Raw genomic sequence first — 15,495 nt, 5'->3', positions numbered from 1 at the left:
TTCTAGCGTTTTGCCAATTCTTCTTGGAGCAATTTGTTTACAACGCCTGGGTTTGCTTGGCCTTTCGTTGCTTTCATGATTTGACCAACTAAAAAGCCAACTGCACGGTCTTTGCCGTTTTTAAAATCATCTACTGATTGTTGGTTATTATCTAATACCTCATTGATGATCGGTAATAATTGTGACGGATCAGATAATTGAACGAAGCCTTTTGCTTCAACGACTTCTTTGGCATCGCCGCCATTTTCAATCAATTCTTTAAAGACCTTCTTAGCGATTTTAGAACTGATCGTACCATCTTCGATCAATGTGATCATCCCTGCTAGGTTAGCAGGTGTTAATAATGTATCTGGTAACTCAATTTTTTCACTATTCAAGTAGGCCGAAACTTCACCCATCAACCAGTTAGAAACTTGTTTTGCATCGGCACCTTCGTTTAATGCTGCTTCAAAGAAATCAGACATTTCTTTTGTTAATGTTAGAACCATTGCATCGTATTCTGGCAGACCTAATTCTTTGATGTAGCGAGCACGACGAGAGGCTGGCATTTCTGGTAAACTGTGACGAACTTGTTCAATCCACTCATCATCGATCGCAAAACGTGGTACATCTGGCTCTGGGAAGTAACGATAGTCACTTGAACCTTCTTTAACACGCATTAATAAAGTTTTGTTGGTTGTTTCATCAAAACGGCGTGTCTCTTGTTGGATTTCACCGCCAGATAATAACACTTTTGCTTGACGTTTTTCTTCAAAGGCAAGACCTTTTTTAACAAAACTCATTGAGTTTAGGTTTTTAAGCTCTGCTTTTGTTCCAAATTCTTCTTGACCATAAGGACGTAAAGAAATATTGGCATCACAACGCATTGAGCCTTCTTCCATTTTCACATCTGAAACGCCTGTAAAGAGGATGATTGAACGGATTGCTTCTAAATAAGCATAGGCTTCTTCTGGCGAACGCATATCCGCTTCTGAAACGATCTCGATCAAAGGCGTTCCTTGACGGTTCAAATCGACATAAGAATAACCGCCATCACCATGGATATTTTTACCAGCATCTTCTTCTAAATGCACACGTTCAATACGAATACGTTTTGTTTTACCTTCGACTTCAATGTCGATCCAGCCATCGTGACCGATTGGTTGATCGAATTGAGAAATTTGGTATGCTTTGGGATTATCTGGGTAGAAATAGTTTTTACGATCAAAATGTGTATCTTTAGAGATTTCACAATTTAGCGCAAGTGCTGCTTTCATCCCAAATTCAAGTGCTTGTTTATTCATAACAGGTAATACGCCTGGATAGCCCCAGTCGATCACATTCGTATTGCTATTTGGTTCTGCCCCAAAGTGAGCGGGTGCAGGTGAAAAGATTTTAGAGTTTGTTTTTAATTCTACGTGGACCTCAAGTCCGATGACAGTTTCAAAATTCATTAGTCATTCCCCCCTAAGATCACAGGTTTTTTCGTATGGAAATCAGTCGCTTGTTCAAACGCATACGCTGCTTTATACATTGTGCTTTCATCGAAAGCTTTACCAATGATTTGTAGACCAACAGGTAACCCTTCTGAGAATCCTGCTGGAATTGACATACCAGGTAATCCAGCTAAGTTAACTGGAATTGTTAGTAAATCATTCATGTACATTGTGATTGGATCATTGATATTTTCACCTAAACCAAAAGCGACAGTCGGTGACGCAGGACCAATGATAATATCGTATTTTTCAAAGACATTATCAAAGTCTTGTTTGATCAATGTTCTTACTTGTCCAGCTTTTTTAAAGTGTGCATCATAATGTCCAGCACTTAATGAGAATGTCCCAAGCATAATACGACGTTTTACTTCTATACCAAACCCTTCAGAACGTGAATTTACATACACATCTTCAAGATTTTTGACGTTTTCAGAACGGTAGCCATAACGAATACCATCAAAACGTTGTAAGTTTGAGCTTGCTTCAGATGAAGCGATGATATAATACACAGCCACACCATATTTAGAATGAGGTAAGCTAACTTCTTCAACCGTTGCGCCTAAAGCTTTAAATGTTTCTGCTGCTTTAAGAACAGATTCACGAACGCCAGCATCGATACCTTCACCTAAATATTCTTTTGGTAAAGCCACTTTTAGGCCTTTGATGTCTCCTGTTAAACCAGCAGTAAAATCAGGTACAGAAGCACCGGCAGATGTACCGTCTTTTTCATCAAAACCGCTAATTGCATTCAATGCCAAAGCGTTATCTTTAACATTTCTCGTCAACGGACCAATTTGATCCAAACTAGAAGAAAATGCAATCAATCCAAAACGAGACACACGTCCGTAAGTTGGTTTCATCCCAACGATTCCATTAAATGAGGCAGGCTGACGAATACTACCACCTGTATCAGTTCCTAAAGAAACCGGGATTTGTCCAGCTGCAACAGCTGCAGCTGAGCCACCAGAAGAACCGCCAGGTACTTTAGTATGATCCCATGCATTTTTAGTTTTCTTAAAGTATGATGTTTCTGTACTTCCACCCATCGCAAATTCATCCATGTTTAATTTTCCAACAGGGATCATGTCTGCTTGATAGACTTTATCCATAACTGTTGCATCATAAATCGGGTTGAAATTGTGAAGCATTTTTGATGCTGCTGTTGTTAAAATATCTTTGGTTACGATATTGTCTTTGATTCCGATCGGAATACCAGCTAAAGGATTTGATTCAGTGATCCCTTTAAGATCAATTGCTTTTGCTAATTCTAAAGCTTTTTCATCACTGATCGTAATAAATGAATCCACATCTTTTTCTGTCTCATTGATACGATTCAAGGTAGCTCGTGTTAAATCAGTTGCAGTGATTTCTTTTGAAACAAGTAAATCATGCAATTCTGTTAGTGACTTATCGTATAATTTTTCCATTATGCACCAGCCTCCCCATTGTCGATAATTGCTGGCACTTTGATATAGCCATTTTCTGATTCAGGTACATTTTTCATTAACTCATCGCGATCCATACCAGGTGTTGCTACGTCTTCTCTCATAACATTGATTGAGTGTGCAACATTTGAGGTAAATGGAACTCCTTCTGTATCTACTTCTTCTAATAATTCCACCATGTCGATGATTTTGCCTAATTGTTCAGTAAAGTCTTTTAACTCCTCATTTGAAAAAGACAGTTTGGACAATTTGGCTACATGTGTTGCTTTTTCTTCACTGATTGCCATGGATACCCTTCTTTCCTTAGAAAAACTCACTCAAGAGTTCACTAGTTCATTTTTTTAACTGTTAACGACCTTTCTCGTTAAAAAGTAGCTTTTTTCTTATTCTATCATAAAATTATAAGTATTTTTGAGAGAGATGGAAGAAAATAGTCTGAAAATGTAAAAAATAACGCTAAAAATTCAATTTGTTTCGTTTTCAAGTTATTCTGCTTCTTCTTTTGTATAGCTATTATCTAATGCGTTAACCATTTGCTGCTCATCCCACACTTCAACTCCAAGATCTTGGGCTTTCGTCAATTTACTACCCGCATCTTCGCCTGCAACAACAATATCTGTTTTCTTGGAAACACTGCCGGTTACTTTGCCGCCTAGATTTTCAATTTTTTCTTTTGCTTCTTCTCTATTGTAGTGGGTAAGTTTTCCTGTTAAAACAACTGTTTTATCTTTGAATGGCGATTCTACAGCCTCTAATTGGGACGTACGAATCCCTTTATACTCAAAATTCACGCCAGCTTTGGTCAGTTCATCCATCAATTCATGTACTTCTTCATTTTCAAAATAAGTCACTAAACTGTCTGCGATGATTTCCCCCATCGAATCTAATGCCACGACTTCTTCTTTAGTCGCTTTACTGATTGTTCGTAGATCACCAAAATGTTCTGCTAAAACTTTGGCTGCTTTAGAACCAACGTGGCGAATGCCTAAACCAAAAATCAAGCGTTCAACAGAATTATCACGACTTGCAGCAATTGCTTGATAAATATTATTCGCAGATTTTTCTTTGATTTTTTCTAATGTCATCAACTGTTCTTCTGTTAAAAAGTACAAATCAGCAACATCAGCGATTAGCTCTTTATCATACATTTGCTCTAATACGCGCGGACCTAAGCCATCGATGTTCATTGCGTTTCTAGACACAAAATGATTGAGTCCTTCTTTGATCTGAGCTGGACATTTCGGATTGATACAACGTAAAGCAACTTCTTCATCCAGATGAACTAACTCACTATTACAAACTGGACAATGAGTTGGAATTTCATAGGGTTGACTATTTTCATCCCGTTTTTCGGTCAAGACTTGTGCGACTTCTGGAATAATATCGCCAGCTTTGTAAATAATGACTGCATCGTTCAAGCGAATATCTTTCATTGCGATGAAATCAGCATTATGCAAACTTGCTCGGCTAACCGTTGTCCCCGCCACACGAACAGGCTGCATCACAGCAGTTGGCGTTACGACACCAGTTCGTCCAATCGTCCATTCGATTTCTTCTACTACCGTTTGAGCTTCTTCTGGTGGGAATTTATACGCAATTGCCCAACGAGGGGCCTTGACCGTAAACCCTAATTCATCTTGGATCGTGAACTCATTGGTCTTGATCACGATTCCATCGATTTCATACGGTAATTCTGAGCGTTTTTCATGATATTCTTCTATATAAGCCCAAACTTCATCGATATTTTGACATAGTTTTTTTTCAGGATTGGTTCTAAAACCAATTTCTGATAATTCATTCAGCGCATCGAACTGAGTTTGTGCTGTCATCGGTCCAAAATCAGCCACAGTGTATAAAAATGTACTAAGATTTCTTTTAGCAACCATACTTGTATCTAACTGACGCAAGCTCCCAGCAGCTGCATTTCGTGGATTCGCAAAAACATCTTGTCCTGCTTCTTCACGTTCTTTATTTAAATTGACAAACGATTGTTTTGGCATATAACATTCACCACGGACTTCAACTGAAATTGGCTTTTTCAGCTCCAAAGGAATTGATTTGACTGTTTTCAGATTCTCTGTGATATTTTCACCAACTGTTCCATCACCACGAGTCGCACCTTGAACGAACTTGCCATTTTCATATTTTAATGAAATTGCTAATCCATCGATTTTTAGCTCGCAGCAATATCCCACTTGTTTGCCAGCTAATTTTTGCACACGTTCGTCAAAATCATAAATATCTTCTTTACTGAAACCATCATTCAAACTATACATTTGCACTTCATGTGTGACTTTTTCAAAACCTTGTAAAATCTTTCCACCAACTCGCTGCGTTGGTGAATCAGAAGTGATCAAATCTGGATATTCGGTTTCTATGTCTGATAATTCTTGATATAAGCGATCATACACATAATCTTCTACGGTCGGTTTATCAGCAACGTAATATTCATGGGAATACTGATTTAACTGTATCCGTAGTTCTTTTGCTTTCTCTGTCGCTTCAGCTAATGTTATCGGCACTTGCGTCATAATTGATCCCTCCTAATATTAAAAGCGGAACAAATCGTTTAATCCTGTAGGAAATTAGCATTGAAACGTTCTTTGTTTCACTGTTGATTTATCTATTTTCATAAGGATTGATTTGTGCAGCTAGATAAATATAACAGCAAACGGGCTCGTTTAACCTCATTAAAAATAGGCTTGAGACACTTTTTACCACACTTATATTTTTTCAATCGGAGCAAATGCTGCTAATAAGCGCTTGATCCCTTTTTCCGGGAAAGCAACATCTAGTTCTAAGTCTTTAGCGGTACCACCAACTCGAACGACTGTGCCGGTTCCCCACGCCTTATGTCTGACTTTATCTCCTGCTTGCCAGGCCATTGATTCCCCGCCACTTTCAACTTTATCCGTTACCGGCTGCTTCGTTGGCTGCGCATAGGCTGGTTTAAACACTTTCGGTTCAAAGGTTCTAGCAGGTGCTTTTGGTGCTGCGATCGAACCTTGTAAGTCTAATAATTCTTCATCGATTTCATCTAAGAAACGACTTGGACGATTGTATTGTGTTTTCCCATATAAGGTGCGAGAAAAAGCATTGGATATATATAATACTTCTTCGGCGCGAGTGATTCCCACATATGCAAGTCGACGTTCTTCTTCTAGTTCGCTTTCTTCTAACATTGCACGAGATAACGGGAAGACCCCTTCTTCCAATCCAATCAAGAATACAACAGGAAATTCAAGTCCTTTAGCTGCATGTAATGTCATCAACGTTACTTGAGAAGTACTTTCTTCTAAATTATCTAAATCTGAAACAAGCGCTAAATCGTTTAAGAATACGGCTAATTTTTCATCGGGTGCATCTGCTTCTTCTTCATCTTGGCGTTCATAACGTTTATCAAATTCTTGGGTAACCGTTAAAAATTCATCCAAGTTTTCTAGGCGTGCTTGAGATTCTAAATTATTTTGTCTGACTAATTCTTCACGGTAGCCACTGCGTTCCAGCACTTCTTTCACCAATTCAGTAATCGTCAAATAAGGAATCATCTGTGTCAAATCTTGGATCATCATGCCAAAGCTACCTAACTCTTTACCAGCCTTACCTGAAATATTTGCTAGATCCACATTTTGTGACGCTTCGAGTAATGACCAACCATGCATCTGAGAGAAACTTCTTAATTTCTCAACAGAGCTTTTGCCAATGCCTCGTTTTGGTTCATTGACTACCCGTTCAAAGCTAAGTGAGTCCATTGGATTGGAAATAATATTTAAATAACCTAAGATATCTTTGATTTCTTTACGATCATAGAATTTATGCCCGCCGACCATGGTATAAGGAATATTGGATTTAAGCAACATTTCTTCCATCACCCGAGATTGGGCATTCGTACGGTATAACACAGCAAAATCGCCATAAATTCGGTCTCTTTCACGCATTTCTTTTTGGATCTGGCCCACGATAAACTGCGTTTCATCCCGTTCGTTATCGCCACGGTAATAAACAATTTTTTCTCCGTCAGTATTTTCTGTCCATAATTGTTTGTCTCGACGATTGCTATTGTTTTTGATGACATTATTAGCCGCATCTAGAATTTTTTTGGTAGAGCGGTAATTTTGTTCCAACAGGATGACAGACGCATTAGGGTAGTCTTTTTCAAAATCTAAGATATTCTGCATGTCTGCTCCACGCCAGCCGTATATACTTTGGTCAGCATCGCCCACGACACATAAATTTTTGAAACGTGCCGCCAACATATTGACTAAGGTGTATTGAGCATGGTTGGTATCTTGGTACTCATCTACATGGATATAATGGAATTTATTTTGATAATAATTCAATGAATCTGGATGTTCATTAAATAAACGAATCGTATTCATGATCAAGTCGTCAAAGTCCATACACTGATTATTTCTTAATTCTTTTTGATACATCTTGTAGCATTTTGCGACAACTTCTTCATAAGGTGTTCCTTGTAATTCTTCAACCTTTTCAGGAGTCTGTAGCTCATTTTTGGCATTACTGATCGTGCCTAGAATCGAGCGGGGATCGTATTTCTTTAAATCAATGTTTAGTTCATTCAAAATCCGTTTCATCAACGTTCGTTGTTCAGAAGTATCGATGATCGTAAAGTTGCGGTTATAGCCGATATGGTCAACATCTCGACGTAAAATCCGTACACACATTGAGTGAAATGTTGAAACCCACACATCATTTCCGCCAACTTCTAATAATTTCCCAACCCGCTCTCTCATCTCTTTTGCAGCTTTATTCGTAAAAGTGATTGCTAAAATATTCCATGGATTCACATCTTTTTCTTCAATTAAATAGGCAATACGGTGAGTTAGAACTCTAGTTTTTCCACTGCCTGCACCCGCCATAACTAATAAAGGCCCTTCAGTATGCAGAACGGCTTCTTTTTGTCTCGGATTCATACCTTGGATCAAGGCGTTTTCTTGTGCCATCATCAACGTCCTCTCTCTTTTTTCAATCTTATACATTATACCAAATATAGGACAAAAATTCTTTAATAATGATGGAATTCTTGGAACAATATTTTCTTTTTGGGTGATGGCAATTATAGTGACAAATCAACTTTACTTATTGTTTTTATGGATTTCAGGGGAAATAAAAAACTCACTCGGTAACGAGTGAGACGATTTGATTTACAAAAAAATAAAGGGAATATGAAGATTTCAATCCACTCACTCAATAAAGAGTGAGACTAATATTCTAGTTACTGCTTGGGAAACGCAGCGAATTTCAATCCACTCACTCAATAAAGAGTGAGACCATTTTGAGTGCAGTAAAAGGGATAACTTTCTTATTTCAATCCACTCACTCAATAAAGAGTGAGACCAGTCAAACAAATTGAGATTCCGGCTGTTCGCAATATTTCAATCCACTCACTCAATAAAGAGTGAGACAATCAAACTCAAAACATATGGATTACTAACAGCTTATTTCAATCCACTCACTCAATAAAGAGTGAGACCCGCTCGTTTAAATGATAACCCATTGATGGGTTGATTTCAATCCACTCACTCAATAAAGAGTGAGACGCTTTCTTACCAGTATGTAAGGCGTTCTTAGATTTATTTCAATCCACTCACTCAATAAAGAGTGAGACTTGTTATATAGCGGATATTAGGAGGTAGTGAAATATTTCAATCCACTCACTCAATAAAGAGTGAGACGTTTGCGGCCGCTATCATCTGCATCATCACGAAAAAATTTCAATCCACTCACTCAATAAAGAGTGAGACCAAAACGCCTAAAGTTTGCATTGCTCGTGTGATAAATTTCAATCCACTCACTCAATAAAGAGTGAGACATATGGATCTGCTAGATATGCCACAGATGCTGAAATGATTTCAATCCACTCACTCAATAAAGAGTGAGACTTAGATACATAGTCTTCATCATTAACACAAACAATTTCAATCCACTCACTCAATAAAGAGTGAGACTGTGAAAAAGTAATAAACAATTTACATATCTACTATTTCTCTGCATTGCATCTATCCAAAAATGTGAATTCAATGAGAAAAAGACCTGTTTAATACCTATTTTCACCAAAATTCTGGTGCGGGTCCCCTAGTGATTTCATGTGCACTTGGGGTTCGCACCTGTTTTACATATACTCTAAATGTTTACTTACTACTCTTAGTATAGTTATTCCTTCAATAGAAGTCACGCTCAAATCGACATATCATCCAGTAAAAGTAACGAGCACTGTCTTTCACTGCTCTTCCTACATCGTCAAACCGTCAATTCTTCTACTCAATTTTTCTACAATCTCTTCATTCACATAAACAGAAACTTCTCCGCCATTCACTGGAAATGTGCCACCACCAGTTTCATCCAATGTGACTTTTGTATCATTATTACCCAAAATATCAACAAATATTTTCCCAGCATGTATCGCACTGATTGTCATATTCTTTTCGCCTGCCTGAGCATTGGTCATTACGACAGCGTAGCCCGATTGCTCTCGATCAAACGTCCCTGTTCTTATCCATCCAACCACGTTGGGATCATCAAAATAATCCATTTCACTGCCGTAAGCTAGCTGTTCACGAATTTTTAACAATAGTTCTAAATCTTTCCCCACAGCGTCCACACCTTGAGACGGAATTCCAAATAGATCGCCCCAAAAGACAACTGGTGTCCCAGCTTTTCGCAACAAAATTAACGCATAAGCATGAACTTTAAACCAACCATCAACCCATGATTCCAAACTTTGGCCTTTTTGCGTATCATGATTATCAACAAAGGTGACCGCCCATTCTGAGCGCTCTTTTGCCAAAGTTCCTTCAAAAATATTTCGCATATCATAGTGACCGTCAGAGTTTGCTGCCTCATAAAAATGATAATGCAAAGGAACATCAAATAGAGAAATCAACGTTCCAGAACTATCAATATAATTCGTTAATTTCTCCAACTCACCATTCCAATATTCACCAACGACAAATAAATCATTGCCTTTTTCTTTTCTTCTATTTATTAACCAATCGACGAAATAATTAAACTGAATATGTTTTACTGCATCTAAACGGTAGCCATCAACATCTGTCAATTCTTGATACCACTGTCCCCATCTATTTAACTGCTCAACTGTTTCAGAATACTCCATATCTAAATTACAACCCATCAAATAATCATAATTGCCATTTTCATTGTCAACTTCTTCATCCCAACCTTTTCCATCAAAATTGAAAATCCCATGATCCTGTCTACGATCATCAAAATCGACACCTGAAAAATTTTTCCACGTCCAAGTATAATCATTATATTTCTGATTTCTTCCTGGAAAAGTAAATTTCGTCCATGCTGAAATTTCTTCTTCACCACTAAGTGCTTCATTTCGATTATCAGGGCGATATTTTATAGCTGAAACTGTCTCTTCTTCATCTGCTCCCATAAAATGATCAAAAACAATATCACCATAAACTTCCATCCCATTCGCTTTTAATGTTTTAATACATTTTAAATACTCTTCTATAGTACCGTACTTAGTCGGAATCGTTCCTTGTTGATCAAATTCACCTAAATCGTATAAATCATAAGGTCCATACCCTACATCTTCTACACCACTTGCTCCTTTATAGGCTGGCGGAAGCCAAACGCCATTGATTCCCATATTATGTAATTCTTCTGCTAATTCAGTCAGACGTTGCCAATGTTGACTATCTGCCGGCAGATACCATTCAAATCCTTGTAAAATTGTACGATTATTCATACGTATCCCTCCGATTTGTCTTATCTTCATTAAGCCAAAGAACAAACCTCTTTGTCAAATAATAAAATTTTGGTTTATTTCTCTCTATAGTGATCGTTTTAAGTTGCAATTGATCGTTTTTGACCGTTTTTGATTGCATCAATAATTTAGATATGCTATTATAGTCATTGAAAAGAGGTGTGAAAATGCTTACAGAGGAAAGACACCAAGCAATTTTACGTTTATTAGATCAACAACCTGTCGTTAAATCACAAGAATTATCCACGCTCCTTAACGCTTCTGAGTCAACAATCCGTCGAGATTTACAGGAATTAGAAGACGCAGAATTATTAGAACGTGTACACGGTGGCGCCAAACGAATTTTAGATTTAGGTTTTGAGCAAAATATGACTGAAAAATCAGTCAAAAACACGCAAGAAAAACAAATAATTGCATCACTAGCTGCTCAATTCGTTCATGATGGCGACGTTATTTACCTGGATGCAGGATCAACCACTTTAGAAATGTTGCCATTTTTAGCAGGTAAAAATATCACAGTTGTTACAAATTCAGTCCATCATGCAGCAAAACTTGGTGATTTAAACATCAATACCATCATTCTTGGCGGATCGCTAAAGTTAACAACAAAGGCTATCACGGGTTCAACAGGAATGGAACAGCTCAGTCATTTTCGCTTCAATAAAGTTTTTATGGGCATGAACGGCGCCCATCTTGAATTTGGTTTAACAACTCCTGATCCTGAAGAAGCAGCTTTGAAGCGCCTAGCCATCGCTCAAGCTGAAGAAGCATATGTTTTGATCGACCAATCAAAACTCAATAAAGTAACTTTCACAAAGGTAACCGATCTGGAAGACGTAATCCTTCTAACAAATCAGTGTTCATCAGAATTACTTGAACAATTCCAGAAAAAAACAACAATCAAGGAGGCAGCGCAATGATCTATACAGTGACATTAAATCCTTCAATCGACTATATCGTTCATGTAGAAGGTCTTAAATTAGGCGACTTGAACCGAATGACCAATGACTTTAAGTTACCTGGCGGCAAAGGCATCAACGTTTCAAGAATCTTAAAAAGAATCCAAGCTGAATCAACAGCACTTGGTTTTTTGGGCGGTTTTACAGGAAATTTCATTTCTGACTGGCTGACAAAAGAACAAATCCAAACGAATTTTACAATGGTTCAAGAAGATACTCGAATCAATATTAAACTAAAATCTGAAACAGAAACTGAAATCAACGGATTGGGTCCTGCTATCAGCAACGAAGAAATGCAAGACCTGAAACAAGCACTGAGTGCAATTTCCTCCGATGATGTCGTCGTTTTATCCGGAAGTACACCAGCAACGCTTCGAACAGGTTTCTATGAAGAGCTGATTCAAATTATCAAAGATAAAGAGGCTGATTTTGTCATTGATACCACTGGTAAAGATTTATTAAATGCTCTACCGCAAAAGCCTTTACTGATCAAACCAAACAACCATGAACTGGCTGAATTATTTGGCGTAGAATTTCAAACCATGGAGGATATCTTACCATTTGGAGAACGTTTATTAGAAGATGGTGCACAACATGTGATCATTTCAATGGCTGGCGACGGTGCTTTATTGTTCACTAAAAACGGTATTTATCGTTCAAACGTGTTAAAACGGCCATTGAAAAACTCTGTTGGCGCTGGAGATTCGATGATTGCCGGATTTGTAGGCACATTTGCTAAAAATAACGATCCAATTGAAGCGTTTAAATGGGGCGTGGCCTGTGGGAGCGCTACTGCTTTTTCAGATGACTTAGCATCTACTGACCTTATCAATGAATTGATTTCAGAAGTAGAAATTGAAAAAATCAAGTAACTTAAGAAAAGAGGGAATAAAAATGAACATCAAAGACTTACTTGTCAAAGACGTGATGATCATGGATCTGCAAGCAACTGACAAAAAAAATGCAATCGATGAAATGGTCCAAAAAATGTACGATGGTGGTAGAATTTCTGATATTGAAACGTACAAAGAAGGAATTTTAGCCCGTGAAGCGCAAACGTCAACTGGTCTTGGCGATGGAATTGCGATGCCCCATGCCAAAAATAGTGCGGTGAAAGAAGCCACTGTTTTATTTGCTAAAAGTAACAAGGGTGTCGATTACGAAGCGCTAGACGGTCAACCAACTTACCTATTCTTTATGATTGCCGCTCCAGAAGGCGCTAACGATACTCACTTACAAGCTTTAGCTGCCCTATCTCGCCTATTGATCGATCCAGATTTTGTAGCGAAATTAAAAGAAACTACAACACCAGAAGATGTTCAAAGCCTGTTTCAATCGGCTGAAGAGGCCAAAGAAGCACAAGAGAAACAAGAACAATTAGAAGAAACAACTAAAAACAATCAGGATACTGATCGTAAATTCGTTGTTGCCGTTACAGCTTGCCCTACTGGTATCGCTCATACCTATATGGCCGAAGATGCTTTAAAGAAAAAAGCCAAAGAAATGGGCATTGACATCAAAGTTGAAACAAATGGTTCTGAAGGAATCAAAAATCGGCTAACAGCTGAAGATATTGCTCGTGCTGATGGCGTGATCGTTGCCGCTGATAAAAAAGTTGAAATGAATCGTTTTGACGGAAAAGAATTAGTCAATCGTCCAGTGAGTGATGGGATTCGTAAAACAGAAGAATTAATCACTTTAGCAACTAGTGGTACTGCTCCGACTTTCCATAGTTCTGAATCAGATTCAAGTGAAGAAGATGGATCAGCTGATGGTTCAGTCGGTTCAAGAATCTATAAAGATTTGATGAACGGTGTTTCACATATGCTTCCATTCGTCATTGGTGGTGGGATTGCCATTGCCCTTTCATTTATGATCGATCAATTTATCGGTGTTCCTCAAGATCAGTTAAGTATGCTTGGTAATTATAATGAAGCAGCTTCTTGGTTCAATCAAATTGGAGCTGCGGCATTTGGCTTTATGTTACCCGTTTTAGCTGGATTTATTGCTTCAAGTATTGCTGATCGCCCAGGCTTGATCGTAGGTTTTGCAGCTGGTGCGTTAGCCAATACAGGTGGTGCTGGTTTCCTAGGTGCTTTAGTCGGCGGGTTCTTAGCTGGATACGTTATTATTTTCTTGAAGAAACTTTTCAAAGGCTTGCCTAAATCACTTGATGGTATTAAAACAATTTTATTTTATCCGGTTTTTGGTCTACTGATTACTGGTGGTTTAATGCTTTTAGTCAATGTTCCAATGAAAGTTATCAATGATGGTTTAAATGGTTTCTTATTAAGTTTAGATGGAACAAACGCGGCACTTTTAGGTGCCCTACTTGGTGGAATGATGGCGATTGACTTAGGTGGTCCAATCAATAAAGCTGCTTACGTGTTCGGTACAGCTTCGATTGCGGCGACTGTTACAGAAGGCGGCAGTATCATTATGGCCTCTGTTATGGCCGGTGGTATGGTTCCCCCATTAGCTATTTTTATTGCAACATTGATCTTCAAAAATAAATTTACGAAAGATCAAAAAGATGCTGGATTGACCAACTTAGTGATGGGACTATCATTTGTTACTGAAGGCGCAATTCCATTTGCGGCAGCTGATCCAATACGGGTTATCCCAAGCTTTGTTGTTGGTTCAGCATTAGCTGGCGGCTTAGTCGGTGGTTTTGGCATTCGCCTCCTAGCTCCTCATGGCGGGATTTTTGTAGCTCTGTTGCTTAGTCATCCAATCTTGTACTTGGTATTTATCGCAATTGGTGCCGTTGTTTCTGCATTAATTTTAGGAATTGTAAAAAAACCAGTTACACAATAAACGTTTTATTAAGCCTCAATGGTGGAGAGTCCGTTCTCTTTGCCTTGAGGTTTTTTCTTTAATAAAAACTTGTTATTTTGAGATTATATCATTCGCTTTAAAAAAAAATCTATATTAAACTATAGTTGAGAAGCAGACACTCCTTACGCGTTAACTATTTCTTCACTAGAACAATAATCATTTTAAAAAAATGATCAGAAAGGATGACTATAATGATTTTTCATTATAGCGGTTTTTTTATATGAATCGATTATTAGGTAAAGTAATATTGATTACAGAAAGTAACAGTAGTATTGGTGCAGCTACAGCTAAATTAGCGGCCAAGGAAGGAGCCATTGTCGTTTGTACTGGTAACAATTTGAATAAAATTTCTACCGTCATATCAACAATCACTCAGGCCGATGGTGTAGCTACAGCGTTTCAACATGACGTAAGTTCTGTCGAGAGCTGGCAGAGAGTAATTTCCAATACTATAAAAAGCTATGGAAAAATTGATGTGTTAGTTAATAATGCTGGGATTTCTGCTCCAAAAATGATGTTAGATTTATCGGCTGAAGATTGGAAAAAAATTCAAAGTATTGATGTAAATAGCCTTGTATTCAGTATCAAAGAAGTCATTCCGTTTATGATAAAAAATGGGGGTGGTTCGATCGTAAATGTTTCATCTCTTGAAGGTTTAGTTGGTTTACCAGACAATAGCCCCTATGCTGCAGCAAAAGATGTTATTCGCTCAGTCTCGCTTGAAGCGGCTTTTGAATATGCTAAACACAATATTCGTATCAATTCAATCTGTCCGGGCAGTATCGATACTCCCATGATAGAAACTACTTTTCCAACAATCAGGCCAGCATATAAAAAATCAGTTCACTTTCCTTATTTAGGAAAACCTGATGATATCGCCAATGGGATTATTTACCTTGCTTGCGATGAAGCCAGTTTCATAACTGGTGCGGAATTAGTGATTGATGGAGACAGCATTACAATGTAAAGACAAATATGTTGATATATTTAAAGGGCTCTTTGTCAACTAATGTTGGTAA

At 38.0% G+C, this 15,495-nt stretch carries 10 protein-coding genes and 1 CRISPR repeat array; of the genes, 4 read left to right on the top strand and 6 right to left on the bottom strand.

Going from position 1 to position 15,495, the window contains the following annotated elements; all coding sequences use genetic code 11:
- Positions 1–2 precede the first annotated feature (2 nt).
- The 6 genes from gatB to RV15_RS14575 form a co-directional block, all read right to left on the bottom strand.
- Positions 3–1,433 (bottom strand): Asp-tRNA(Asn)/Glu-tRNA(Gln) amidotransferase subunit GatB, encoded by a 1,431-nt coding sequence (gatB, locus tag RV15_RS14600; protein ID WP_071878751.1) that lies wholly within the window; start codon positions 1,431–1,433, stop codon positions 3–5.
- Complete coding sequence (gene gatA, locus RV15_RS14595; protein ID WP_071878750.1) at positions 1,433–2,902, bottom strand: Asp-tRNA(Asn)/Glu-tRNA(Gln) amidotransferase subunit GatA; 1,470 nt, start codon at positions 2,900–2,902, stop codon at positions 1,433–1,435. The genes gatB and gatA overlap by 1 nt, the downstream gene beginning before the upstream one ends.
- Complete coding sequence (gene gatC, locus RV15_RS14590) at positions 2,902–3,207, bottom strand: Asp-tRNA(Asn)/Glu-tRNA(Gln) amidotransferase subunit GatC (protein WP_071878749.1); 306 nt, start codon at positions 3,205–3,207, stop codon at positions 2,902–2,904. Before gatC ends, gatA begins: the two co-directional genes overlap by 1 nt.
- Positions 3,208–3,405: 198 nt before the next feature.
- Complete coding sequence (gene ligA / locus RV15_RS14585; protein ID WP_071878748.1) at positions 3,406–5,451, bottom strand: NAD-dependent DNA ligase LigA; 2,046 nt, start codon at positions 5,449–5,451, stop codon at positions 3,406–3,408.
- Between the two features lie 192 nt (positions 5,452–5,643).
- Positions 5,644–7,884 (bottom strand): DNA helicase PcrA, encoded by a 2,241-nt coding sequence (pcrA, locus tag RV15_RS14580; RefSeq protein ID WP_071878792.1) that lies wholly within the window; start codon positions 7,882–7,884, stop codon positions 5,644–5,646.
- A gap of 228 nt (positions 7,885–8,112) precedes the next feature.
- Positions 8,113–8,889: direct repeats of the CRISPR family, unit length 33 nt; unit sequence ATTTCAATCCACTCACTCAATAAAGAGTGAGAC.
- 284 nt (positions 8,890–9,173) lie between these two features.
- Positions 9,174–10,661, bottom strand: coding sequence for an alpha-amylase (locus RV15_RS14575; RefSeq protein WP_071878747.1), 1,488 nt, complete (start codon positions 10,659–10,661; stop codon positions 9,174–9,176).
- A gap of 185 nt (positions 10,662–10,846) precedes the next feature.
- Here RV15_RS14575 and RV15_RS14570 point away from each other — a divergent pair, with 185 nt between their 5' ends.
- From RV15_RS14570 to RV15_RS14555, 4 genes are all read left to right on the top strand, one after another.
- Positions 10,847–11,599 carry a DeoR/GlpR family DNA-binding transcription regulator gene (locus RV15_RS14570; RefSeq protein ID WP_139243045.1) on the top strand — a complete coding sequence of 251 codons (753 nt, stop codon included), beginning with the start codon at positions 10,847–10,849 and terminating at the stop codon, positions 11,597–11,599.
- Positions 11,596–12,510 carry a 1-phosphofructokinase gene (gene pfkB, locus RV15_RS14565; protein ID WP_071878745.1) on the top strand — a complete coding sequence of 305 codons (915 nt, stop codon included), beginning with the start codon at positions 11,596–11,598 and terminating at the stop codon, positions 12,508–12,510. The genes RV15_RS14570 and pfkB overlap by 4 nt, the downstream gene beginning before the upstream one ends.
- 22 nt (positions 12,511–12,532) lie before the next feature.
- Positions 12,533–14,455, top strand: a complete 1,923-nt coding sequence (locus tag RV15_RS14560) for a PTS fructose transporter subunit IIABC (RefSeq protein WP_071878744.1) — start codon at positions 12,533–12,535, stop codon at positions 14,453–14,455.
- A 241-nt stretch (positions 14,456–14,696) separates the two neighbouring features.
- Entirely contained in the window at positions 14,697–15,443 is a 747-nt protein-coding gene (locus RV15_RS14555) for an SDR family NAD(P)-dependent oxidoreductase (protein WP_071878743.1), read from the top strand.
- Positions 15,444–15,495 lie beyond the last annotated feature (52 nt).

This window comes from Enterococcus silesiacus (assembly GCF_001886225.1).
GTDB classification, from domain to species: Bacteria; Bacillota; Bacilli; order Lactobacillales; family Enterococcaceae; genus Enterococcus_L; species Enterococcus_L silesiacus.
This window is presented reverse-complemented; position numbering and strand designations above follow the sequence as displayed.